The sequence below is a fragment of the Stenotrophomonas sp. AC248 genome, from assembly GCF_979258185.1.
Map to the genome: position 1 here is coordinate 4,057,402 of NZ_OZ409840.1, position 23,355 is coordinate 4,080,756.

The 23,355-nt window shown below is 69.1% G+C and carries 8 protein-coding genes and 1 pseudogene; 3 read left to right on the forward strand and 6 right to left on the reverse strand.

The window, feature by feature from the left end:
• Nucleotides 1-3: 3 nt before the first annotated feature.
• Nucleotides 4-1,287, forward strand: coding sequence for a phosphoribosylamine--glycine ligase (gene purD / locus ACZ0AE_RS18295; RefSeq protein ID WP_463601823.1), 1,284 nt, complete (start codon nt 4-6; stop codon nt 1,285-1,287).
• A 143-nt stretch (nt 1,288-1,430) separates the two neighbouring features.
• On the opposite strand, the gene rpoH is transcribed toward purD, so the two are convergent.
• From rpoH to ACZ0AE_RS18315, 4 genes are all read right to left on the reverse strand, one after another.
• On the reverse strand, nt 1,431-2,306 hold the full coding sequence (rpoH, locus tag ACZ0AE_RS18300) for an RNA polymerase sigma factor RpoH (RefSeq protein WP_038685839.1): 876 nt from the start codon (nt 2,304-2,306) through the stop codon (nt 1,431-1,433).
• A gap of 534 nt (nt 2,307-2,840) precedes the next feature.
• Nucleotides 2,841-6,539, reverse strand: a complete 3,699-nt coding sequence (locus tag ACZ0AE_RS18305; RefSeq protein WP_463601824.1) for a TonB-dependent receptor — start codon at nt 6,537-6,539, stop codon at nt 2,841-2,843.
• Between the two features lie 2 nt (nt 6,540-6,541).
• Complete coding sequence (locus ACZ0AE_RS18310) at nt 6,542-18,856, reverse strand: Ig-like domain-containing protein (protein WP_463601825.1); 12,315 nt, start codon at nt 18,854-18,856, stop codon at nt 6,542-6,544.
• 80 nt (nt 18,857-18,936) lie between these two features.
• Nucleotides 18,937-21,075 carry a hypothetical protein gene (locus ACZ0AE_RS18315; RefSeq protein ID WP_463601826.1) on the reverse strand — a complete coding sequence of 713 codons (2,139 nt, stop codon included), beginning with the start codon at nt 21,073-21,075 and terminating at the stop codon, nt 18,937-18,939.
• Between the two features lie 342 nt (nt 21,076-21,417).
• Here ACZ0AE_RS18315 and ACZ0AE_RS18320 point away from each other — a divergent pair.
• Nucleotides 21,418-21,603 (forward strand): annotated as a pseudogene (locus ACZ0AE_RS18320) (helix-turn-helix domain-containing protein); the annotation flags it as partial.
• Between the two features lie 30 nt (nt 21,604-21,633).
• Nucleotides 21,634-21,774, forward strand: coding sequence for a hypothetical protein (locus ACZ0AE_RS18325; protein ID WP_236546334.1), 141 nt, complete (start codon nt 21,634-21,636; stop codon nt 21,772-21,774).
• Nucleotides 21,775-21,805: 31 nt separating this feature from the next.
• On the opposite strand, the gene ung is transcribed toward ACZ0AE_RS18325, so the two are convergent.
• Together ung and ACZ0AE_RS18335 are read right to left on the reverse strand one after the other, a co-directional pair.
• Nucleotides 21,806-22,513, reverse strand: a complete 708-nt coding sequence (gene ung, locus ACZ0AE_RS18330; RefSeq protein WP_463601827.1) for a uracil-DNA glycosylase — start codon at nt 22,511-22,513, stop codon at nt 21,806-21,808.
• Nucleotides 22,510-23,352 (reverse strand): response regulator, encoded by an 843-nt coding sequence (locus ACZ0AE_RS18335; protein WP_038685834.1) that lies wholly within the window; start codon nt 23,350-23,352, stop codon nt 22,510-22,512. Before ACZ0AE_RS18335 ends, ung begins: the two co-directional genes overlap by 4 nt.
• Between the last annotated feature and the right edge of the window lie 3 nt (nt 23,353-23,355).

Sequence of the window (23,355 nt, forward strand, 5' to 3'; positions counted from 1 at the left end):
GAATTGAAGATCCTGGTCATCGGCGCCGGCGGCCGTGAACACGCCCTGGCCTGGAAACTGGCCCAGTCCGCGACGGTGGAGGAAGTGATCGTGGCACCCGGCAACGCGGGTACCGCGACCGAGGCCAAATGCCGCAACGTGCCGGTCAAGGTCACCGACCTGGACGGGCTGCTGGCCCTGGTGGCCGCCGAAGGCATCGGCCTGACCGTGGTCGGCCCGGAAGTGCCGCTGGTGGCCGGCGTGGTGGACCGTTTCCGCGCCGCCGGGCAGCGCATCTTCGGGCCGACCGCCGCCGCCGCGCAGTTGGAAGGCAGCAAGGCGTACGCCAAGGACTTCCTGGCCCGCCACAACATCCCGACCGCGTTCTATGCCGTGCACACCGAGATCGCGCCGGCGCTGGCCTACATCCGTGAGAAGGGCGCACCGATCGTGGTCAAGGCCGACGGCCTGGCCGCGGGCAAGGGCGTGATCGTGGCGATGACCCTGGCCGAGGCCGAAGACGCGGTGCGCGACATGCTGTCGGGCAATGCGTTCGGCGACGCCGGCGCGCGCGTGGTGATCGAGGAGTTCCTCGACGGCGAAGAAGCCAGTTTCATTTCCATGGTGGACGGCACCACCGCGCTGCCGATGGCGACCTCGCAGGACCACAAGCGCGTGGGCGACGGCGACACCGGCCCGAACACCGGCGGCATGGGCGCGTACTCGCCGGCCCCGGTGGTCACCGACGCGGTGCATGCCCGGGTGATGCGCGAGGTGGTCAACCCGACCGTGCAGGGCATGATCGCCGACGGCATTCCGTTCACCGGTTTCCTCTATGCCGGGCTGATGATCGATGCCAACGGCGCGCCGAAGGTGATCGAGTTCAACGTGCGCTTCGGCGACCCGGAAACGCAGCCGGTGATGCTGCGCCTGCAGTCGGACCTGGTCGAGCTGGTACAGGCGGCCATCGACGCACGCCTGCACGAGGTCCAGGCGCAGTGGGATCCGCGCCCGTCGCTGGGCGTGGTGATGGCGGCGGCGCCCTACCCGGAAACGCCGATCAGCGGCGATGTGATCCACGGCCTGGACACGGTGCCGGCCACGGCCAAGGTGTTCCATGCAGGCACGGCGCTGGACGCGCAGGGCCAGGTGGTAAGCGCGGGCGGCCGGGTGCTGTGCGTGGCGGCGCTGGGCGACAGCGTGGGCGAGGCGCAGGCCAACGCGTATGCCGGCGTGGCGAAGGTGACCTGGGACAACGAGTTCCACCGCACCGACATCGGCTGGCGGGCAATCGCGCGGGAGAAGTGAGGCCGCACTGATCCGCGCATGGCGTGGAGCGTATGACGTCAGCGGCCCGGCATTGCCGGGCCGTTGCGTTACGGGACCGACGCTTCCGGAAAAGAAAAGGCCCGGCAGTGCCGGGCCTTTCATCACCTCAACGTCGCCCCGCATTACGCGGTAAACAGCGCCTTCATCTTCTTCAGCGCGTTCGCCTCGACCTGGCGGATGCGCTCGGCCGACACGCCGTACTCGTCGGCCAGCTCCTGCAGGGTGACCTTGCTGTCCGCGTCCAGCCAGCGACGGCGGATGATGTCGCGCGAACGCGCATCCAGTTCGGCCATGCCTTCGCGCAGCAGCTGCAGCTTGTTGTCTTCGCTGTCGGCACGCTCGTAGGCCATCGACGGATCTTCCGCGTCGGCCACCAGGTACGCAGCCGGCGACGGCGGGGCGTTTTCGTTGTCTTCGTCGCTGGGCGCATCGAAACCGATATCGCGGCCGGACAGGCGCGATTCCATCTCAAGCACTTCGCGCTCGGAAACGTTCAGGTCCTTGGCCACCGCGCGCACTTCGGCCGCGTTCATCCAGCCCAGGCGGGTCTTGGACTTGCGCAGGTTGAAGAACAGCTTGCGCTGCGCCTTGGTGGTGGCGACCTTCACGATGCGCCAGTTCTTCAGGATGAACTCGTGCATTTCCGCACGGATCCAATGCACCGCGAACGACACCAGGCGTACGCCCATGTCCGGGTCGAAGCGCTTCACCGCCTTCATCAGGCCGATGTTGCCTTCCTGGATCAGATCGCCCAGGGCGAGGCCGTAGCCGTTGTAGCCACGGGCCACGTGCACCACGAAGCGCAGGTGGGAATGGACCAGCTCGCGCGCGGCGTCCAGGTCCAGCTCGTCGCGGAAGCGGCGGGCCAAATCCTGCTCGTCATCGACCGACAGCACCGGGATCTGGTGCACGGCACCGATGTAGGCGTCCAGCGAACCGAGCGCACTGGGAATCGGGAGATTGTTTGCCACAAGGGCAGTAGACGTGTTCTGGCTCATAGGGCTCATCTTAGCAGTCTGAAACTTGGACTGCTAAAGGGGAAAGAAGTTCCAGCGTTCTGTTCATGCAACGATGGCACTGATTACCCGGATAACGTACCGCGAAATGATGACAGTGGCGAGCGGGTCAAAAAATAGGTCAAACATCATTAAAATCAATAGCTTGTCTAGATAAATGCGCCCACGGAGCGTCGATTTCCGCTGAACGACCGGGTTCCCCCACCCCATTCAGCCGAAAAGTGTTGGCAGGCATTCAGCCCGGCGAGCAAGGGGCGCGGCGCCGGCCAGCGGCACCGCACGCAACAGGGTGGTCGGTGGCCCAGCCGGGCAGAGCCCGGCTCTACGAAGGGCTGGATTCCCAACCCAGAGACATCCCGTTGATCCAGCCGGGCACCCACCGGAGCCGACCGCCGAAGCCGCCATCTCCGGTAGTGCCACGCCATGCGTGGCAGGCCAGACAATGACGAAGCCGGATGCGTGGCAGGCCAGACAATGACGAAGACAAATGCGTGGCAGGCCAGCCAACACCGAAGCCTAGTAATACCCCGCCATATTCAAGAAGAACCCCTTCTGGTCATACTTCAGCTCGGTCATGTCGTCGCTGAACTCGGTGAAGTTGTAGCCCACGCCGACCTTGAAGTTCTCGCCCACCCGGCGATCCACGCCCAGCAGCCAGCCCTTGCGGACGCCGCCGTCGCGTACCTTCAGCCAGCGGTGCTCGGCCAGCCCTTCCCACTTCTCGAACAGGCGGTAGCGCAGCTGCAGTGCGGCGAAGTCGGCGCGGCTGTCCAGCCAGGCGCCTTCGCCGCGGCCGGTGCGGTAGTCGCCCCAGCGTGAGGCGAGTTTGGCCGCCACTTCCCAGCGCGCGCCCAACTGGCGGATGCCCTCCACCGACAGCACCTGCGAGCGCTGGTCGTAGAGGTTGCCGCCTTCCTGGCCCAGCGAGGCCACGTCGTAGAGATAGGTGAACTTGCCGAAGCCGGCCCACCCGGTAGCGTCGTGCGGGCGCCAGGCAAAGCCCATGTTGGTTTCCACCAACTTGGCATCGGCCACCGGGTTGATCCGGTCGTCGGTGTCGGCGTAGTTGGCGCGCAGCGCAAAGCGCCAGTCTTCGTTGAGCTTGTACAGCAGGCGGTTGGTGGTCACCCATTGCTCGCGCTGCTCGGCACCGCTGTCGCGGCGGTACTCCAGCTTGCTGTTCCACTGCGCCACTGCGTCGGTGCGGCCGCCGCTGACGCTGTACGCGCGGCGGTCGATGCGGCCCACGGTGGAATCCAGTTCGCCATCCATCACGGTGAAGCCCAGGTTCCAGCCCTGCGCGGGATAGAAGTCCATGCCGAAGGTGTGCACCAGCCCGGCGCTGTCCTGGCGACGGTCCTTGAGGTACTGGCTTTCGTTGTACACGTTCACCTGGTTGCTCAGGCGCCAGCGCTGGCCCAGCGTCCAGCCGCTCTGCAGGCCGGTGTCGAACAGCGGGTCGGTGCCGGTGCGGTCGGTGCTGTAGCTGTAACTGCCGTACAGGCTGTGGTCCGGCGCCATGCGGTACTCGGCATCCACCTTGGCCCCGTTGCCGCGGCTGCCGCCGCTGACTTCGGCGCCCACGCTGCTGCGGTCGCCGAACAGGTAGCGCGCGCCCAGGGTGAGCAGGTCGTTCTTCTCGTAGGCGCCGCCGTCATCGTCCAGGGTCACCTGGCCGGTGCCGTACAGCTCCCACGACGACCCGAAGCGCTGCCGGTAACCGATTGCCGCCAGCATCGCCGACACGTCCTGCAGTGCCTGTTCCTCGCGTACGCGGCGCAGTTCGCCGGTGAGCTGGCCGTCGTTGCCCAGCCGCCACTCGGCGGTGAGCTGGCTCTGCTCCAGGGCCAGCTCGCCCTGCTCGGTGCGGGTGTGGCGGCCGTACAGGCTGACGTCGTCGGTGAGGTAGCCCAGGAACTCCGCGCCGTATTCCTGGATCGGCTGGCCGGTGTCCTGGCGGGCCACCGAGAAACCGGCATCCACGTCGCGCCACCACGCGCCCACGCTCCAGTCCCGCGCGGTCCAGCCCAGCTCGCGCAGGTTGGCGCGCGCTTCCACCGCGCTGGCCGTGCCCGAGCGCCGCCCTTCGTACGGGTTGCGGCGGATGAAGCTCAGGCCGCCGTTGTCCGAATAGAACACGGGTGCGGCAGTCGCATCGGTGCGGGTCTGTTCCACCTTCAGGTAGGTACCGCGCCCGGCCTGCAGGGTCAGGTCGGCGCCCTTGAGGCTGTAGTTTTCGCCGCTGCGGTTTTCGTCGATCCAGGTGCCCCCGATCGCCACGTGGTCGCCGATCCACTGGCGGCCGCGCGCACCGTAGGTGACGTCGTCGCTGCTGAAGCCCAGCGGCACGTATTCGTAGTCCACCAGCAGCAACTGGTCGTAGCCGTCCAGCGGCATGTCACGGGTGATGCTGCGGACGTTCTCGCGGGTGAGCTGGGCCAGCGGGCGGGTCAGGATCAGGCGACCCTGCAGGTCGTCGATCTCGTAGTCCACGCCCTCCTGCAGGGTGGCGCGGGTTTCAGTGCGCCCGGTGGTGCGGTCGCGCACTTCCAGCACCACCTGCTCCGAGCCGGGCAGCACATCGGTGTGGCGCAGGTAGTACAGGCTGCCGCCGGTGCCGAGGAATTCGCTATGCCCCGGTGCCGACTGCGCTTCGGACCCGAACACCTTCAGCTGCGACCGCGCCTCGCCCAGCGGCGTGGCCTCCAGCGAGCGCCAGTTCAACGCGCCGCCGTACAGCGAGCGCACGTACTGGCCGTACTCGGTACCGGTGATGCCGGTGGCGTAGTTGCCCCACAGCGCCTGGCTCTGGTCCCAGTCGACGCGCAGGTACAACCGGCCCTGGGTATCCACGTCGCGGTAGGTGGTGGAATCGTCGCCGTACACCGGGTAGTACAGGTCCGGGTCGAGGCGGCGGAACACGTCCTGTGCATCGGCCTGGGTGAAGTCGCGGAACAGGTATTTGAGTTCGCGGTCCTGGGTGTCGGCCTGCGCCGTCACCAGGTACTTGCCGCGCATCTTGCCCTTCAGGTAGAACGCCAACCGGCCATCGCTGAGGAAACCGTCGGTGTCGCGGTCGTCGGCGGCCAGCGGCTGCACGTTGCCACTGGCGCTGTTCTTGGACAGCGTCACGTCGGCAATGGCCACCAGGAACAGGTAGCGACCGGTCACGTCCACGTCCAGCTGGCGTTGCGCCGAGGGGGCATCGCGCGCTTCCACGCTGACGTCGTAGCGGTGCTGGCCCACCGGCTCGAGGAACTCGGCGGCGAACTTCTGCTCCAGGTCCACCGGGAAATCCTGGCCGTTGATGCGCACCCGGCTGTTGGGTTCCAGGTTGCGCCCATACAGGCGCACGCGTGAGCCGTGGATGGGAATGTTCTGCAGGCGCAGCGTGCTTTGCCCGTAGATGCTGTTGCTGACCTGCAGGTCCTGCGCGCTGTCGCCGTCGAGCGCCTGGCCCAGGGTTTTCTGCACGTTCTCGCGGGTGACCTGCAGGCCACGGTCGAAGTCGGCCGGGGTTACCAGCTGGATGCGCTGGATGCGCGTCTCGTCGAACGCGCCACCGGCACCGTAGGCACGGGCCACGTAGATCAGGTCATCGCCCGTGCGCAGCTTGATCTGTTCGGGCAGCGTGCCATCCCATTCGGCGTCGCCCACGTAATCGGCCGGCAACGGGATCCGCGCCAGCGGGGTGACCAGGTCGGTGTCGGTGCCGCGGTACAGCGTCACCTCCAGTTTCTGGATGAACGAGGCGTAGTTGTTGTAGCTGTGGAAGCGCAGCGGGCGGATCACCCGGCCGTTTTCGAACGGCACCGTGGCCGCCGCCTGCACGCTCAGGCTCGGCGGCACCATGGTGGGATCTTCGGTGGCCCACACCACGCCGCCGTTGGGCAGTTCGGCCATGAACTGGCCGCCGGGAGCGGCGACATCCGGCGTGGTGGCCGGTGCCAGCGGTACCGCGTTGGCCGCGCGTGGATCGACGCGGCCCGGCAACGGCAGCACCGCGCCATCGTCATCGCCGATGCGCAGCAACAGGCCGTCATCGCTGCGGCAGCTGTCGTCCTGGCAGCGGATCGCATCCGCTGCGGTGGGCGGCAGCGCCGTCTGGGCGATGGCCGGCGCGGTGGCCAGCAACAGCGCAGTGCCCAGCGCGAGCGGTGCACGGCGAAGAAGAAGCGCGGTCCAGGTCGAGGGTCTGCTCAGGGTGATATCCATGTTCAACGCCCCTCCCTGTTGGTGCGGTCCGCGCCGGGAGGAGGCTCGGGTGGATCGTCCAGCCGCAGCCGGTACAGCGTGCTGCCGTCGCCGCCCACGACCTCGATGTGGCTGGCGGCTGCAACCGTCGTTGGCACGCGGGTGGCCAGCGCCGTCTGCACCGCTTGCGCACGCTGCCGTGCCAGGGCCTCCTGGCCCGGGGCCGCCGTGAGCAGCGCACGGCCGCCGCCGCGCGTGACCAGCGCCTGCGCCGCCTTGTCCAGCACGGCGTCACGGCTGGCGTCCAGGCGGGCGCTGCCGGGTGCGAACAAGGCGTCGCCCAGTTCGATCCGGACCGGCCGGGGCGCCGTCGCGTCGGCGGGCGATGCGGTACTCAGCGCGCCATCGGGCATGCGCACACCGAAGTCGAAGCGCGCCGGCAGCCCGGGCGTGATCCGCCGGACCAACGGATTGGGCGTGGTGAAGCGGGCCCCGCTGGGCAACGTGGACGGGTCCACCTTGAGGATGAAGTTGCGCCCGCGTGCCTGGCCGCCGGGGATGCCCACCAGGTGATAGCGGCCGAAGGCATCGGTCTCCATCAGCAGGCCTTCCACCGCTGCCACGCGCACGCCCGGAATGCCCCGCTCGCCCGGGTCCTGCACGCCGTTGCCGTTGCGGTCGTCGAACACGCTGCCAATGATCAGGCTCTCGTCGAGCAGCGGATCGGTGGTGATGTCCACATCGGCCGAGGCCACGTTGCCGATGCTGCGGTTCTCGCCATCGATGGCGGTGATGCGGTTGGTGTGCACACCGGTGCCGGTACCCGCCCCGACGCGCAGGTAGTACACCACCGTGGCGCGCTCGCCCACCGGGATGTCGATGCCGTCGATGCGCAGCGGCTGCACACCACTGGTGCGCGCATCGTTGTCGGCGTCCTGCACCGCGAAGCCACCGCGCACGAAGGTGAAGCCCGGCGGCAGCGTGTCCAGCAGGGTGGCGCCGTTGGCATCCACCTCGCCCACGTTGTCGATGGTCACCGTGTAACGCACCAGGTCGCCGATCTGCGCGCTGCGCTTGGCGGCCACCTTGGTCAGGCGCAGCACGGCCTGCTGGCCGGCCACGGTGACGGCCACGTTCGCTTCGGCGCACAGCGCGGTGGGAATGGACACGTCGCAGACCCGGTAGCGGAAGCTGTCGGTGCCGGCAAACCCTGCGGCCGGCGTGTAGCTGCACAGGCCGTTGGCGCACTGCACGCTGCCGTGGGTCGGTGCGGTCACCACCTGCAGCGAGGCCGGGTCCAGCGGTGCACTGCGGGCGCTGTCGTTGGCCAGCACGTCGATCTGCACCGGCGCGGTGGTCTCCACGGTGACCGCGTCGTCCACCAGGGTGAGCACGTTCGGCTCCACGGTCACGGTGACCGTGGCGCTGGCGCACATGGCCGGGTCGGCCACGTCGCACACCTGGTAGTCGAAGTTCTGCACGCCGGCGAAGTTGGTCAGCGCGGCGAAGCGGATGCGCGCGCGCGGCAGCACCGTGGCCGTGCCGTACGGCGGCGGCGCGGTGATGGTCACTGTCACCGTATCGGGATCGATCGGCGTGCCGTTGACGCGGTCATTGCCCAGCACGTCGATCTCGATCACGCCGTCCTGCGGCACCTGCACCTGGTCATCCTCGGCATCCACGCCCGGCGCGCCGGCGATGACGGTCACGCTGACCGTGCCGGTGTCGCATACGGTGGGCTGGTTGAGCAGGCACAGGGTGTAGGTGGTGCTGTAGCTGCCCGGTGCCAGCCCGGCGGCCACGTCCACCCAGCCATCGGCGCTGAAGGTCAGCGCGGTAGTGGCCACCGGCGCGAAGCTCACCTGGGCCGGATCCAGCGGTGCGGTGTTGAAGGTGTCGTTGGTGAACACGTTCAACACGCGTGCCTGCCCGGCTGGCCCGATCGGACCGGCGCTGTCGTCCACCGCCAGCAGCGCACCCACCGGCCCCTGCACCAGCACCGTGGCGATGGCGGTGGTGCAGTTGGTCGGCACGCCGTTCTCGCACAGCTGGTAGGCCAGCTGCACCTGGCCCGGCTGCACGCCGGCGGCCACCATGATCTGGCCCTGGTTGTTCATGGTGTAGCCCGGCGTGCTGCCGGTGAGGCTGGCTACTACGCTGCCCACCGGCGGCGGCGACACGTTGTTGAAGCTGTCGTTGTCCAGCACCGAGCGCGCGATGGTGCCGCCCACCGACGGATCCACCGGCGTAGCGGTGAAGTCGTCGTTGACCGACAGCACCACGTTGGCCGACCCGGACAGCGTGAGCGTGACGCTGGCCGTGCCGCACTGCGCGCTGTACGGCGCAGGCAGGCATACCTGGTAGGTGAAGGTCACCGGCCCGGTGGTGCCCGACGGCGGGGTGTAGCTGAAGCTGCCGTCGGCGTTGAACACCAGCCCGGGCACCGCACCGCTGGTGAGGGTGTAGAGCGCGCCCGGCGGCGTGTTGTCGTTGGACGATACGTTGCCAAGGGTCGGGCGCCCGGCCGGGGCGGTGACGCTGTCGTTCTGCGGCGCCGGGGTGATCACCAGGGTGACGCCGGCGGTGGCGCAGTTGGCCGGCGCGGCGGCTTCGCAGATCTGGTAGGTGATCTGGGTGGCACCCGACGCGACGCCGGTGCCCACGCTGATCGTGCCATCGGGGTTGATGGTGATGCCGGCCGGTGCGCCCACCAGGCTGAGGATCACATCGCCAGGCGGCGGCGGACTGACCCCGTTGAGGCGGTCGTTGGCGAGCACGCTGGCCGACGAGGTGGCGCCGGGCAGCACATCGGTGAGCACATCATCGCCGGCCACCAGGGTGCCGTTGTTGATGTTGATGGTGACCGTGGCGGTGCCGCAGCTGGCCGCGTACGGCGCGGGCAGGCAGGCCTGGTAGGTGAAGCTGACCGGGCTCGGCGTGCCGCCCGGTGGGGTGTAGGTGAACGCGCCGGTGCTGGTGAGGGTCAGGCCGCCCGGCGCCGCACCCAGCACGGTATAGACCGCCGTAGCCGGCATGCTGTCATTGCTGGCCACGGTGTTGGTCAGCGTCTGCCCGGCCGGTACCGAGTACGCATCGTTCTGCGGTGCCGGGCTGACCACCACGGTGACGCTGGCGGTGTCGCAGTTGGCGGGCGCGGCGGCTTCGCAGATCTGGTAGGTGAGCGCGGTTGCACCGGAGGTGACGCCGGTGGACACGGTGATCCTGCCGTCGGTGCCGATGCTGAAGCCCGCCGGCGCACCGACCAGGCTCAGCAGCACGTCGCCCGCAGCCGGTGGCGACACCCCGTTGAGGCTGTCGTTGGCCAGCACGCTGGGCCCGGAGGTGCTGCCCGGTGCGACGCCAGTGAACGTGTCATCGCCGGCCACCAGCTGGCCGTTGTTGATGCTGATGGTGACGATGGCGCGCCCGCACAGGCTGGCGTTCGGCGCCGGCAGGCAGACCTGGTAGGCCACGCTGACCGGGCCGACCACGCCGATCGCCGGGGTGTAGGTGAAGCTGCCGTTGGCGTTGAACGTCAAGCCGGCCGGCGCGGTGTCCTGCAACGTGAACTGCGCACCGGGCGGGGTGTTGTCGTTGGCGGCCACGGTGTTGGACAGGGTCTGCCCGGCCTGCACGGCGTAGGCGTCATCCTGCGGCGCCGGGGTGACCACCACGGTGACGCTGGCGGTGTCGCAGTTGGACGGCGCGGCCGCTTCGCAGATCTGGTAGGTGAGGGTGGTCGGCCCGGAGCCCACGCCGCTGCCCACCGTGATGGTGCCGTCGGGGTTGAGCGTGAAGCCACCCGGCGCGCCGACCAGACTCAACAACACATCGCCCGCGGCCGGCGGCGACACGCCGTTGAGGCTGTCGTTGGCGAGCACGCTGGTGCCGGTGGTGGCACCGGGCAGCACGCCGACCAGGGTGTCATCGCCTGCACTCAGGGTGCCGTTGTTGATGTTCAGCGCCACCGTGGCGGTGGCACACAGGCTGCCGTTCGGCGCCGGCAGGCAGGTCTGGTAGGTGAAGCCCACCGGCGACACCGCACCGGTCGGCGGCGCGTAGGTGAAGCTGCCATCGGGGTTGAAGGTCAGGCCCGGCGGCGGCATGCCCTGCACCGCCCAGGTGGAGCCGGCCGGCATGCTGTCGTTGCTGGCCACGCTGTTGCTCAGCGTCTGCCCGGCCTGCACCGAGAACGCGTCGTTCTGCGGAGTCGGGCTGACGATCACGGTGACGCTGGCGGTGGTGCAGTTGCCCGGCGCGGCGGCTTCGCAGATCTGGTAGGTCAACGGGGTCGGTCCGGCACTGACGCCGGTGGCCACGCTGATGGTGCCGGTGGGCGTGATCGCAAAGCCCGCCGGTGCGCCGACCAGGGTCAGCAGCACGTTGGCCGCCGCCGGCGGCGACACACCGTTGAGGCTGTCGTTGGCCAGCACGCTGGCCGCCGAGGTGGTGCCCGGTGCCACGCCGCTGAGCGTGTCGTTGCCGGCCAGCAGCGAGCCGGTGGTGATGTTGAGGGTGACGCTGGCGGTGGCGCACACCACGTTCGGTGCGGGCAGGCAGGCCTGGTAGGTGAAGGTCACCGGGCTCGGCGTGGCGGGCAGCGGGGCGTAGGTGAACGACCCGTCGGCGTTGAAGGTCAGCCCGGCCGGCGGGGTGCCCTGCACGGTGAAGGTCGAGCCCGGCGGCAGGCTGTCATTGGTCGCCACGCTGTTGCTCAACGTCTGCCCGGCCTGCACCGAGAAGGCATCGTTCTGCGGCGAGGGGCTGACGATGACGGTGATGCTGGCGGTATCGCAGTTGGTCGGCGCGGCGGCTTCGCAGATCTGGTAGGTGAGCGTGGTGGTGCCCGATGTCACGGTGCTGCCCACGCCAAGGGTGCCGTCGGCATTGAGGGTGTACCCGGCCGGCGCGCCCACCAGGGTCAGCACAACGCTGGCCGGCAGCGGCGGGCTCACCGCATTGAGCGTGTCGTTGGCCAGCACGCTGACGCTGGTGGTGCCTCCTGCGGCGACTCCGCTGAGGGTGTCGTCAACTGCCACCAGGGTGCCGTTGCTGATGTTGAGGGTGACGCTGGCGCTGTCGCAGAGCGAGGCGTTCGGCGCCGACAGGCACGCCTGGTAGGTAAAGATCACCGGGCCGACGGTGCCGATCGGCGGGGTATAGGTGAAGGTGCCATCGCCGTTGAACGTCAGCCCGGCCGGTGTGGCGCCCTGCACCGTCCAGGTGGAGCCTGCCGGCAGATTGTCGTTGGCGGCCACGTTGCCGTTGCTGATGGAGCCGCCGGCCTGCACGGCATACGCGTCGTTCTGCGCGGACGGGGTGATCACCAGCGACACCGTGGCGGTATCGCAGTTGGACGGCGCGGCGGTTTCGCAGATCTGGTAGGTCAGCGTGGCCGGGCCGGAGGTGACCCCGGTGGGCACGGTGATGGTGCCATCGGCGGCGATGGCGTAGCCGGCCGGCGCACCCACCAGGCTCAGCTGCACGCTGGCCGCGGCCGGCGGGCTCACCGTGTTGAGCGCATCGTTGGCCAGCACGCTGGGCGTGGTGGTGCCGGGCACGACGCTGGTGAAGCTGTCATCGCCAGCCACCAGCGTGCCCAGGTTGACATTCACCGTGGCCGTGGCGAGGCCGCACACGCCGCTGTTGGGCGCAGGCAGGCAGGTCTGGTAGGTGAAGGTGACCGCCCCGGTGGTGCCCACCGGCGGGGTGTAGGTGAAGCTGCCATTTCCGTTGAACACCAGCCCGGTCGGCGGCGTGCCCTGCACTGCCCAGGTCGACCCGGCCGGCATGCTGTCGTTGGTGGCCACACTGCTGCCCACCAGCGTGTCACCGGCCTGCACGGCAAACGCGTCGTTCTGCGGTGCCGGGGTGATCACCAGGCGGATCGCGGCGCTGTCGCAGTTGGTCGGCGACGCGGTCTCGCACAGCTGGTAGTTCAGCAGCGTCGCACCGGCAGTCGCACCGGCCGGCACCTGCACAGTGCCGTCGTTGTTGATCACGAACCCGGCCGGTGCGCCTACCAGCAGCAGCTGCACATCGGCAGAGGCCGGCGGGGTGACCCCGTTGAGGGCGTCGTTGGCCAGCACGCTGGGCGTGGCCGAGCCGGCGGTGATCGGGGCCGCGAACGTATCGTCGTTGGCCACCACCGCGTTCACCGCGATGTTCAAGGTAGCCGTCGCGGTGCCGCACACCGCGGCATCCGGCGCCGGCAGGCAGGCCTGGTAGCTGAAGGTAACCGGGCCGATGGTGCCCGCCGGTGGGGTGTAGGTGAAGCTGCCGTTGCTGTTGAAGACCAGCCCCTGCGGCGGCGCGACCACGCTCCAGGTGGAGCCGGCCGGCATGTTGTCGTTGCCCGACACGTTGCCGGTGTTGGGCTGGCCGGACTGCACGGCGATCACGTCGTTGACCGGCACGGGGCGCACGACCAGCGCGATGGTGGCCGTGGCGCAGTTGTTGGCCGCCGCGGTTTCGCAGATCTGGTAGACCAGCGCGATGGCGCCGGTGGGCGCGGTGGCGGCCACCGACAGCGTACCGGTGGGGCTGAGGGTGAAACCGGCCGGTGCGCCCACCAGCGACAGCGACACCGTGGCCGCAGCCGGCGGGGTCACCCCGTTGAGCGCGTCGTTGCCCAGCACGCTGGGCGTGCTGGCGCCCGGCGCGATCGCACCGAAGCTGTCATCGGCCGCCACCAGCAGGCCGTTGTTGATGTTCAGCGTGGCCGTGGCGGTACCGCACACGGCGCTGTTCGGCGCAGGCAGACAGGCCTGGTAGTCGAAGCTGGCCGGGCTGGTAGTGCCCGCCGGCGGTGCATAGGTGAAGCTGCCATCGGCGTTGAAGGTGACCCCGGCCGGCGGCGTGCCCTGCAGCGTGTACACCGATCCGATCGGCATGCTGTCGTTGCCCGACACATTGCCAGTCAACGTCTGACCGGCCTGCACGGCGAAGGCGTCGTTGGCCGGTGCCGGAGCGACCACCAGGGCCACGCTGGCGGTGGCGCAGTTGGCCGACGCGGCGGCCTCGCAGATCTGGTAGGTGAGCGTGGTGGCACCGGACGCGGTGCCGGTGGCCACGCTGATGGTGCCGTCGGCGGCAATCGCAAACCCGGTGGGCGCGCCGACCAGCGACAGCACCACCTCGGCAGGCAACGGCGTGGCCGCGTTGAGGGTGTCGTTGGTCAGCACGGTGGGCGACGCCGTGCCCGGCGCGATCGGGGTGGCGAAGGTATCGGCCACGGCCACCAGCGTGCCGCTGTTGACGTTGAGCGTTGCGTTCGCGGTGGCGCACACGCCCGCATCGGGTGCCGGCAGGCAGACCGTGTAGGCGAAGGTGGATGCGCCGCTGAACCCGGTTGGCGGGGTGTAGACCAGGCTGCCATCGGCGGCCAGCACCAGCCCGTCCGGCGGGATGCCCACCACCTGGAAGACCGCACCGGCCGGCACGTTGTCGTTGCTGGCCACGCTGCTGGTGAGCACCTGCCCGGCCGCGGTGGACAACGCATCGTCCAGCGCCGACGGTGCCACCACCAGGCGGATCGTCGCGGTGTCGCAGTTGCCCGGCGCAGCCGCTTCGCACAACTGGTAGGTGAGGTTCTTGACCCCGGCAGGGGTACCGGCGGCCACGGTCACCGCGCCTTCGGCGGTGATGGCCAGGCCGGCCGGTGCGCCCACCAGTGACAGCAGCACGTCGGCCACCGCCGGCGGCGTGGCGCCGTTGAGCGAATCATTGGCCAGTACCGAGGTGGTGCTGCCGCCACTGACCGGGTTGATCGGGGTAGTGCTGAAATCATCGCCATTGGCGGCCAGGCTGCCCACGGTGATGGTGATGGTGGCGCTGGCCGTGGCGCACAGCGCCGCGTTCGGTGCCGGCAGGCAGACCTGGTAGTCGACGTTCACCGGCGAGGTAGCGCCCACCGGCGGCACATAGGTGAAGCTGCCCGACCCGGTGAAGGTCAGCCCGGCCGGCACCGGGCCGACCACGCTGAACAGCGCGCCCGCCGGCACGTTGTCGTTGTCACCGACGTTGCCGTTGAGCGCCTGCCCGGCCGCGGTGGAATAGGTGTCGTTGCTGGCCGACGGCGTCACTACCAGGCGCAGGGTGGCGCTGGCGCAGTTGCTGGGCAGCACCGCTTCGCAGACCTGGTAGGTCAGCACCACCGCGCCACTGGTGGCGGCCGCGGGCACCTGCAGCAGGCCGTTGGCATCGAGCGCGTAACCGGCCGGCGCACCGACCAGGCTCAGCAGTACACTGGCGGCGGCCGGCGGCGTAACGCCGTTGAGCGTGTCATTGACCAGCACGCTGCTGGCACTGGTGCCACCGGGGGCGAGCGGCGTGGCGCTGATGTCGTCGTCGCGCGCCACCAGGGTACCCGCGTTGACGTTGATGGTGGCCGTGGCGGTACTGCACTGCGCGCTGTCCGGCGCGGGCAGGCAGACCTCATAGGTGAACGTGACCGGGCCGGTGAAGTTGGCCGGCGGGGTGTACTGGATGCTGCCATCGGCGCCGAACTGCAGGCCCGCCGGCACCGCGCCGGGCACGCGGAACACCGCACCGGCCGGCGCGTTGTCGTTGCTGCCCACGTTGCCGGCCAGCAGCTGCCCGGCCGGGGTGGAGAACACATCGGCGGCCGCCAACGGCGCGACCAGCAGGCGGATCTGGGCCGTATCGCAGTTGCCCGGCAGCGCCGCTTCGCACAGCTGGTAGGTCAGCGTGACCGCACCGGCAGCCACGCCGCTGGCAATGGCGAGCACGCCATCGCTGCCCAGCGTGTAGCCCGACGGCGCGCCCACCAGGGTGAGCAGAACATCGGCCGAGGCCGGCGGCACGGTGCCATTGAGGCTGTCGTTGCCCAGCACCGACGCCGTGCTGCCGCCCACGGCAGGGTTGATCGGGGTCGCGCGGACATCATCGTCATTGGCCACCAGGGTGCCGGCATTGACGTTGACCGTGACCAACGCGCCGGCGCACACGGTGGTGTCCGGTGCGGGCAGGCAGGCCTGATAGGCGAAGGTGACCGCGCCCTGGGTGCCCACCGGCGGGGTGTAGGTGAAGCTGCCGTTCGGGTTGAACACCAGACCGGCCGGCGCGGTGCCGCTCAGGCTGAAGCTCGCGTTGGCCGGTACGTTGTCGTTGCCGGCCACGTTGCCGGTCACCGGCACGCCCACCTGCGTGCTGAGAGTGTCGTTGACCGCCACCGGCGCCAGCAGCAGCTGCACCGCACCGGTATCGCAGTTGCTGGGCAGTGCCGCTTCGCACAGCTGGTAGGAGAAGCTGACCGCACCGGCCGCCGCGCCACCGGGAACGGACACGGTGCCGTTGCTGTTGATCACATAGCCGGCCGGCGCGCCCACCAGGCTCAGGATCACATCGGCCGGGGCCGGCGGAACCGCGCCGTTGATGGTGTCGTTGCCAAGCACGCTGTTGGTGGTGCCGCCGCTGGCCGGGTTGATGATCGCGGCGCGGAAGTCATCGTCGTTGGCCACCAGCGTGCCGGCGTTGACGTTGAGGGTGACCGTGGCGGTATCGCAGACGGCGGCGAACGGCGCGGCCAGGCACGCCTGGTAGGTGAACGTGGTGGTGCCGGTGTACTGCGCCGGCGGGGTGTAGGTGAAGCTGCCATCGGGGTTGAACAGCAGCCCGGCCGGCGTGGCACCGGTCACGGCATAGGTGGTCCCGACGGCAACCGTGTCATTGACCGCCACGTTGCCGCTGACCGCGCGCGCCACCTGTGTGGTGAACGCATCGGCCACCGCGTCGGGCGCGATCACCACCGCAATGCTCGCGGTGGTGCAGTTGCTGGTGCCGGCCTGGCACAGCTGGTAGGTCAGGCTGATGGGCCCGGCCGGCGCACCCGCAGGCACCTGCAGCTGGCCGTTGGCGGCCAGTGTGTAACCGGCTGGCGGTGCATTGATCAGCGACAGCGTGGCCTGCGCAGGCAGTATGGCCGCGCCGTTGAAGGTGTCGTTGTCCAGCACGCTGGCGGTCAGCCCACCGGCACTGGTCAGCGGCGTGCCGGTGAAGTCGTCGTTGCCGGCCGCGATGACGGCGGCGCCGACATTGACGGTCACGGTGGCGGCATCGCACACGCCCGCATTCGGCGCCGGCAGGCACACCTGGTAGCGGAAACTGTCCGCACCGATGTACGCCGACTGCGCGGTGTAGCTGAAGCTGCCATCGGCATTGACCGTCACGGTGCCATGCGCGGCCACGGCCAGCAGGCTGAACTGTGCGCCCGCGCCCACGTTGTCGTTGCCGGTCACGGTGCCGGTCAGCGGGACGCCCGCCGTGGCCACGAACGCGTCGTCGAGCGCATCGGGCGCGACCACCAGCTGCACGCTGGCGGTGGCGCAGTTGGTGGGCGCCGCTATTTCGCAGATCTGGTAGTCAAAGGTCACTGCACCGGCCGCGGCACCGGCCGGCACCTGCACCTGCCCGTTGGCGTTGACCGCATAGTTGGCCGGCGCACCACTCAGGGTGAGCAGCACCGCGGCCGGGGCCACCGCCACCCCATTGAGGGTGTCGTTGCCCAGCAGGCTCACCGTGGTGGTGGTGCCCGGCAGCAGCGGCGTGGTGAACACATCGTTGACCGCGGCAATCTGGTTGGCCTGCACGTTCACGCTGACCGTGGCGGTGTCGCACACGGTGCCGTTCGGGGCCGGCAGGCAGACCTGGTAGATGAACGAGTCCGGCCCGGTATTGCCGTTGGACGGGGTGTAGCTGAAGGTCCCATCGGCGTTGACCACGGCGGCGCCACGCGCGGGCGCGGTGGCCAGGGTGTAGGTGGACCCGCTGGCGATGTTGTCGTTGCCGGCCAGGCTGCCAGTAGCCGGCTGACCGCCGCCCGGGGTGGTCACCGTGTCGTTCACTGCATCCGGGCTCACCACCAGATTGGCGGTGGCGGTGGCGCAGTTGGCCGGCAAGGCGTTTTCGCAGAAGCGATAGGTCAGCGCCAGCGGACCGGCCGCGGCGGTGGCCGGCACCTGCACGGTGCCGTTGGCATTGATGGCAAAGCCCGTCGGCGCGCCCACCAGGCTCAACGTCACCTGGGCCAGCGGCACGGCGCCGCCGTTGAACGTGTCGTTGGTGAACACGGTGGGGGTGAGCCCACCGGTGCCGGCCGGGATCGGCGTGGCGAAGGTGTCGTCCACCGCTACCAGTGCGTTGGCATTGACTACGATCGCAGCGGTTCCCGTCGCGCAGACGGCGCCGTTCGGCGCGGGCAGGCAGACCTGGTACTGGAACGAGGTGGGCGTGGCGATGCCGCCGACAGGCGCGTAGGTGAAGGTGCCGTCGCTGTTGACGGTGAGCCCGGCTGGCGGCGTGCCGACGGCGCTGAACACTGCACCCACCGGTGCGTTGTCGTTGCTGGCCACGTTGCCGGTGAACGAGGGCGCGCCACCGGTGGCGTTGAAGCTGTCGTTCACCGCAGTCGGGCCGATCACAACGCTGGCCGTGGCGGTGGCGCAGTTGGTCGGCGAGGCGTTCTCGCAGATCTGGTAGGTCAGGCTGCCGGCACCGGCGGTGGCGCCGGCCGGCACCGTGATCACGCCGGCACTGTTGATGGTGAATCCGGCCGGCGCGCCCTGCAGCGCGATGATGAGGTTGGCGCCGACCACCGGCGCACCGTTGAGCGTGTCATTGGCCAGCACCGTGGGCGTGGTGCCACCGGTGGCCGAGGAGATCGCGGTGGCGAACACATCGTTGTTGGCCACCAGCGCGTTGGCCTGCACCGGCACGGCCGGGGTGGTGGCGCTGTTGTCGCCCGGGGTCGGATCGGTGGTGCCGGTGGGCAGCACCAGCGCGACGCTGTTGGCCGGCACGGTGGCCGGGGTGGCGCTGGGCGCGGTGCCATTGACCAGCAGCACCACGCTGTCGCCCACGCCCACGTTGACCTGCACGTTGACGGCATTGCCGGTGCCACTGGACTGCGCGCACGACGATGCCGCGGTGGTGGGCTGGCAACTCCAGGCCACGTTGGTGAGCAGCGACGACACGGTGTCGACCACGCCCACGCCCTGCGCCGCCGACGGGCCGGCATTGCTCACCTGGATGCGGTACTGCACCGCGCCGCCGGCGGCCACCGGACTGGCACTCAGCAACGTCTTGGTCACGCTCAGCTGTGCCTGCAGGGCCAGCGCATTGGTATCGGTGGCGGTGTTGTTGCCCGGGGTCGGGTCGCCCACATCGGTCGGCGCGGTCACCGTGGCGGTGTTGTTGAGCGGGTTCGGGTAGCTCTGCGCAAGCAGCGTGGGAGACAGCAGCAACGCCAACAGCCCCACCGCGTGCGCGATGCCGGCCGATGCCCTGCGTGCCCTGCCCTGCGTGCGGCGTGCTGCCATGCGCTCATCCTCGAAGCGGTGATCGTGTCCATCCCCGGCGCGGGGTCATCCCCACGCCCACTGCGGTACCGCCCCGGGTGCTAGTACGCGCCCGGGTTGCTGCTGAAGCTGACCGGCACGCTGATCGTTGCCTGGCCCCCATTGATCAGGTTCACGCCCACGCTGACCGCGTTGCCGCCCACCGCACCGCCACTGGCCGCCGCGCACGTGCTGCCGCTGGTGGCACTGCAGGTCCAAGCGCCCCGCAAGGTGATGCCGTTGGGCAGGTTGTCGGCCACCACGGCATCGGTGACCGGGTCGGGCCCGTCGTTGCGCACCAGCAGCGTGTAGGTGGCCGTGCCGCCTGGTGTGTAGGTGCCGCTGCCGTCGCTCTTGGTGATCGACAGCTCGGCCTGGCGCGTGCGGTTGGTGATGCGGCACACCAGGGTCACGGCGGTGGCGGTCATCGCCGGCGCCTGCAGGGTGAAGCTGCCGCCGCTGCCGGAAGACACCACGGTGTTGTTCTGGTCGGTGCATTGCCAGCTGCTGGCATAGCGCGCCAGCGTGGTGCCGGCGGCGGCGGCTTCGGCCAGCGCGTAGCTGCCGCCGGGCACGGTGATCACCGCCGCGGTGGCGCCGTTGTTGCCCACGTTGCTGGCCGAGCCCACCGTGCTGCCGTTGTAGGTGATGGACAGGTTGAAGCGGCCGGTGTCGCTGGTGGGCTGCAGGTCCTTGACCAGCTGCAGCGTCGCCGCGCAGGCCTGGGTGATGCCTTCCACGGTGAACACCGCCTGGCCGATACGGATGCCCAGCAGCGCCAGCAGGTTGTCGACCAGGCCCCCGAGCACGGCCGTCAGCACGGGGGTGACCAGCACGTTGACGGCGGAGCGGATGGGCGTAAGCAGCGTGTTGACGATGCCGTTGACCAGGTCGGCCACCGGCAGCGGCAGCGGGATGCCGCCGAGCAGGGTCACGGTGGGGTTGCCACTGGTGACCTGGATGTTCAACGAGTTGACCAGCGTGGACACCATCGTGGCCGCGCTCACCGTACCGGCAGTCAGCGTGCGGGTCTGTGGGTAGGGACCAGTGAAGCTGGCACTCTGCAGCCCTGGCGTGGCGGTGGCGAAGCTGCGCACGCTGACCGTGAGCGGCACGGTGATGTCGGCGATCGGCGTGAGCAGGCCAAGCACGTTGGCCGCCACCCGCACCTTCACGCTGAGCGAGGTCAGCGTGGCGGCGGTCAGTGCCGTGTCGGTCAGCACGGTGCTGCGGTTGAAGAAGGTGGCGTCGCTGATCTGGCCGACATACAGGTTCACCAGGCCCGGGCGCGCCTGCAGCGTGACCGCGTTGCCCACCAGGTTCACCGCCGAGATCGAGCCTTCGGCACGCGCCACGTCGGCATACAGCTGCAGGTGCAGTACGTCGGCGGTGATGCTGGTGTTGGACAGCGACACCCCCAGCAGGTTGAGGCCGTTGAGCGCCGCGCTGAGCGTGCCGGTGTTGAGTCCCTGCACCAGGTCCAGGTCGAGCTTGATGCGGATGGCCGCACTGTGGAACGCCGCGCCCACCGTGCCGCAGCTGTAGACCGGCGGTTCGATCACCTGCAGCCACAGGCGCACGTTGGCCACACCGTTGAGGCCCAGCGCCGCGGTGTCGACGGTGATCGGCGTTGGCGTGGTGAGCACGTTGCGGAAGTTGTAGAGCTGCACGCCGCCGGTCAGCAGGTCCAGCACGTTCAGGCGCACGGTGGCCAGCGACCCGGTGGGCAGGGCGATCTGCAGCAGGTCGGCCAGGCGGATGTTGCCGGTGGTCCCGGCCACGCCCAGCGGCAGTGCGTTGAGCACGTTGGCCGCGGCGGTCTGGCCGTCGGCCTGCAGCACCTGCACCATCGCCGCGCGCAACTGGCCCAGGGTGATGTTGGCGTTGAGCACCTGGCTGGGATCGCTCACCACCACCCCGCCGTTGAGCTGGGTCAGCAAGGCGTTGAGGTTGATGTTGGCGCCGGCCAGGTTGTTCCAGTCGGCCACGCTCAGGTTGAGGCTGGTGCCCGGCAGCAGCGCGCCGAACAGCAGGTTGAGCACCGGACTCTGGGTGGAATCCACCGAGGCCAGGCGCGGACCGGCACTGACGCAGGCGCCGGCGGTACAGGCCGATTGCGCCTTGGCCTGCCCCAGGCATGAAAGCACCGCCAGTAGTGCAAGGAGCAGCCATGACTGCCAACGCACTGACGGAACGTTCACGCCTTTCACATTAACCATACATGCGTCTCCGCCGATTTTTGGCAGAGTTCGACCGTGGCGGCGGAGTTACTCCGTCGTCGTTCTGATCGTGCCCTGCCGGTGCCGTTTCCCGCTTGGGAATGCGTTTATGTCCGGTTCGGGCCGATTAATGCGGGGCAACGAAAATTCCGTCAAACAAGACGGCGTGAAATAGGGGGACAGTGGCGCTTGCTGGCGGGTCGGCGTCGGACGAATACCCCGGATGCAGCAGGCGGCGACAGCGATTCTGTACACGCGGGAAAAGAATCACTTCCAGGGAAGCAGGGCTTACCGAACAGGGAAAGGGGGCACTAAATGCAGGCCATGTGCGACAGAATCCGGCGAGCCCGACTAACGGCTGGCCTGTCCCAGGCGCAGCTGGCGTTGGCGGCCGGCGTGCGACGCAGTGCCGTAGCGCAGTGGGAACGGGAAGGCGGTACATTCCCGAGCGTGCAACACCTTGCCTGCATCGCAATTGTGACGCAAGTCCATTTTGAATGGCTGGCCACGGGGCGCGGTCCCGGGCGTCCGGAGGACGGCGTGGACCTGCCTTTGCCGGACGCGTTGCCGGTGGAAGCAGCACGTACCGCCCAGGAAACCGAGATTCTGTCGTTATTGCGGCGCATGCCCGCGCGCAAGCGTCAGGTGGCGCGCGCGATCATGGAAATGTTGACGGAGTAACGCGTGGCTGCCGGCCTGTTGCCGGCCCGGATTACAGCGCCGCGCGCGGCGGCAGCGACCAGTCGATGGGCGTCTGGCCGCGGCGCTGCAGGTATTCATTGGCCATCGAGAAGTGATGGCACCCCAGGAAACCGCGGTGCGCCGACAACGGCGACGGATGGGGTGCCTTCAGCACCCGATGCCGGCCGGTGTCGATCACCTTGCCCTTCTGTTGCGCGTAGCTGCCCCAGAGCATGAACACCAGCCCGTCGCGTTCACGGTTGAGGGTGTCCACGACATGGTCGGTGAACCCTTCCCAGCCGCGCTTCTGGTGCGCACCGGCTTGGCCGGCCTCCACGGTCAGCACCGCATTGAGCAACAGCACGCCCTGGCGCGCCCACGGCAGCAGGCAGCCGTGGTCCGGGCGCGGAATCCCCAGGTCGGCTTCGATTTCTTTGTAGATATTGAGCAGCGACGGCGGCACCGGGATGCCGGGCATCACCGAGAAACTCAGGCCATGGGCCTGGCCGGCGCCGTGGTAGGGGTCCTGCCCCAGGATCACCACCTTGACCTGCTCGAACGGGGTGGCATCGAAGGCGGCGAACATCTGCGGGCCGGGCGGGAACACCTGCGCACCGGCTGCCTTGCGCTGGCGCAGGAAGCTGGACAGGTCACGCATGTCCGGACGCAGCAGCCACTCACCAATACGTGCCTTCCAGCTCGGTTCAAGCTGGATGCTGGGGGTTGCGTCGTCGTTCATCGCACCAGGGGTTTTTCATTGAGCCGCGACAGGCGCAGCTGGAACAGGACCTTGGTCACCAGCAGGCGCTCTTCGATCGGCTTCTGCACCAGGTCGTTGGCACCGGCCTGCAGCAGGCCGGACTGGTTGAGCGGGTTGCCGTCGCCGGTCATCACCAGCACCGGCAGGCGGCGCTTGCCGTAGCCGAAATCCACGCGCACGCGCTCGACCACGTCCAGCCCGCTCAGCTCGCCCTTGAGGGTCACGTCGGTGAGCACCAGGTCGATGCGGTGGCTGCTGCGGCCCAGCGATTCGGCGGTGAGCAGCGCGAAGGCTTCCTCGGCGGTCATCACATGCAGCACGCGCAGGCTCTGGCGTTCGAGCATGCGCTTGGTCGCCTCGGCCACCACGCGGCTGTCTTCGACATACAGGATGGTGGCGCCGGGAATGGTTTCCGGCTGCACATAGCCACGGATGAACGTGGCCAGCGCCTCATGGCCCAGCGCCTTGTCGAAATAGTCAGTGACGTAGTCGGTGAAGCGGCGCTGTTCCAGGTGCTGCTGCGCATCGCCGGATACCACGATCACCGGCACGTAGGCCTGCCCGGCGGTTTCGCGGACCAGCCGCGCCAGCGCCAGGCCGTCGCCGTCGCTGAGCGTGAGCGAGGTGGTGACCAGGTTCACCGGCCCGGCGGCAAGGGCGTTGCGCGCCTCTTCGATGCTCGCGCAGCCCACCACCTCCACCGCCGGCAATTCGCGTTGCAGCACATCGGCAATCAACTTGCGGACCAGCTTGGAGCCGTCGACCACCATCACGCGCGGTGCATCGTCGACCAGGTGCTTCAGGGCTTGCGGGCGCATGCG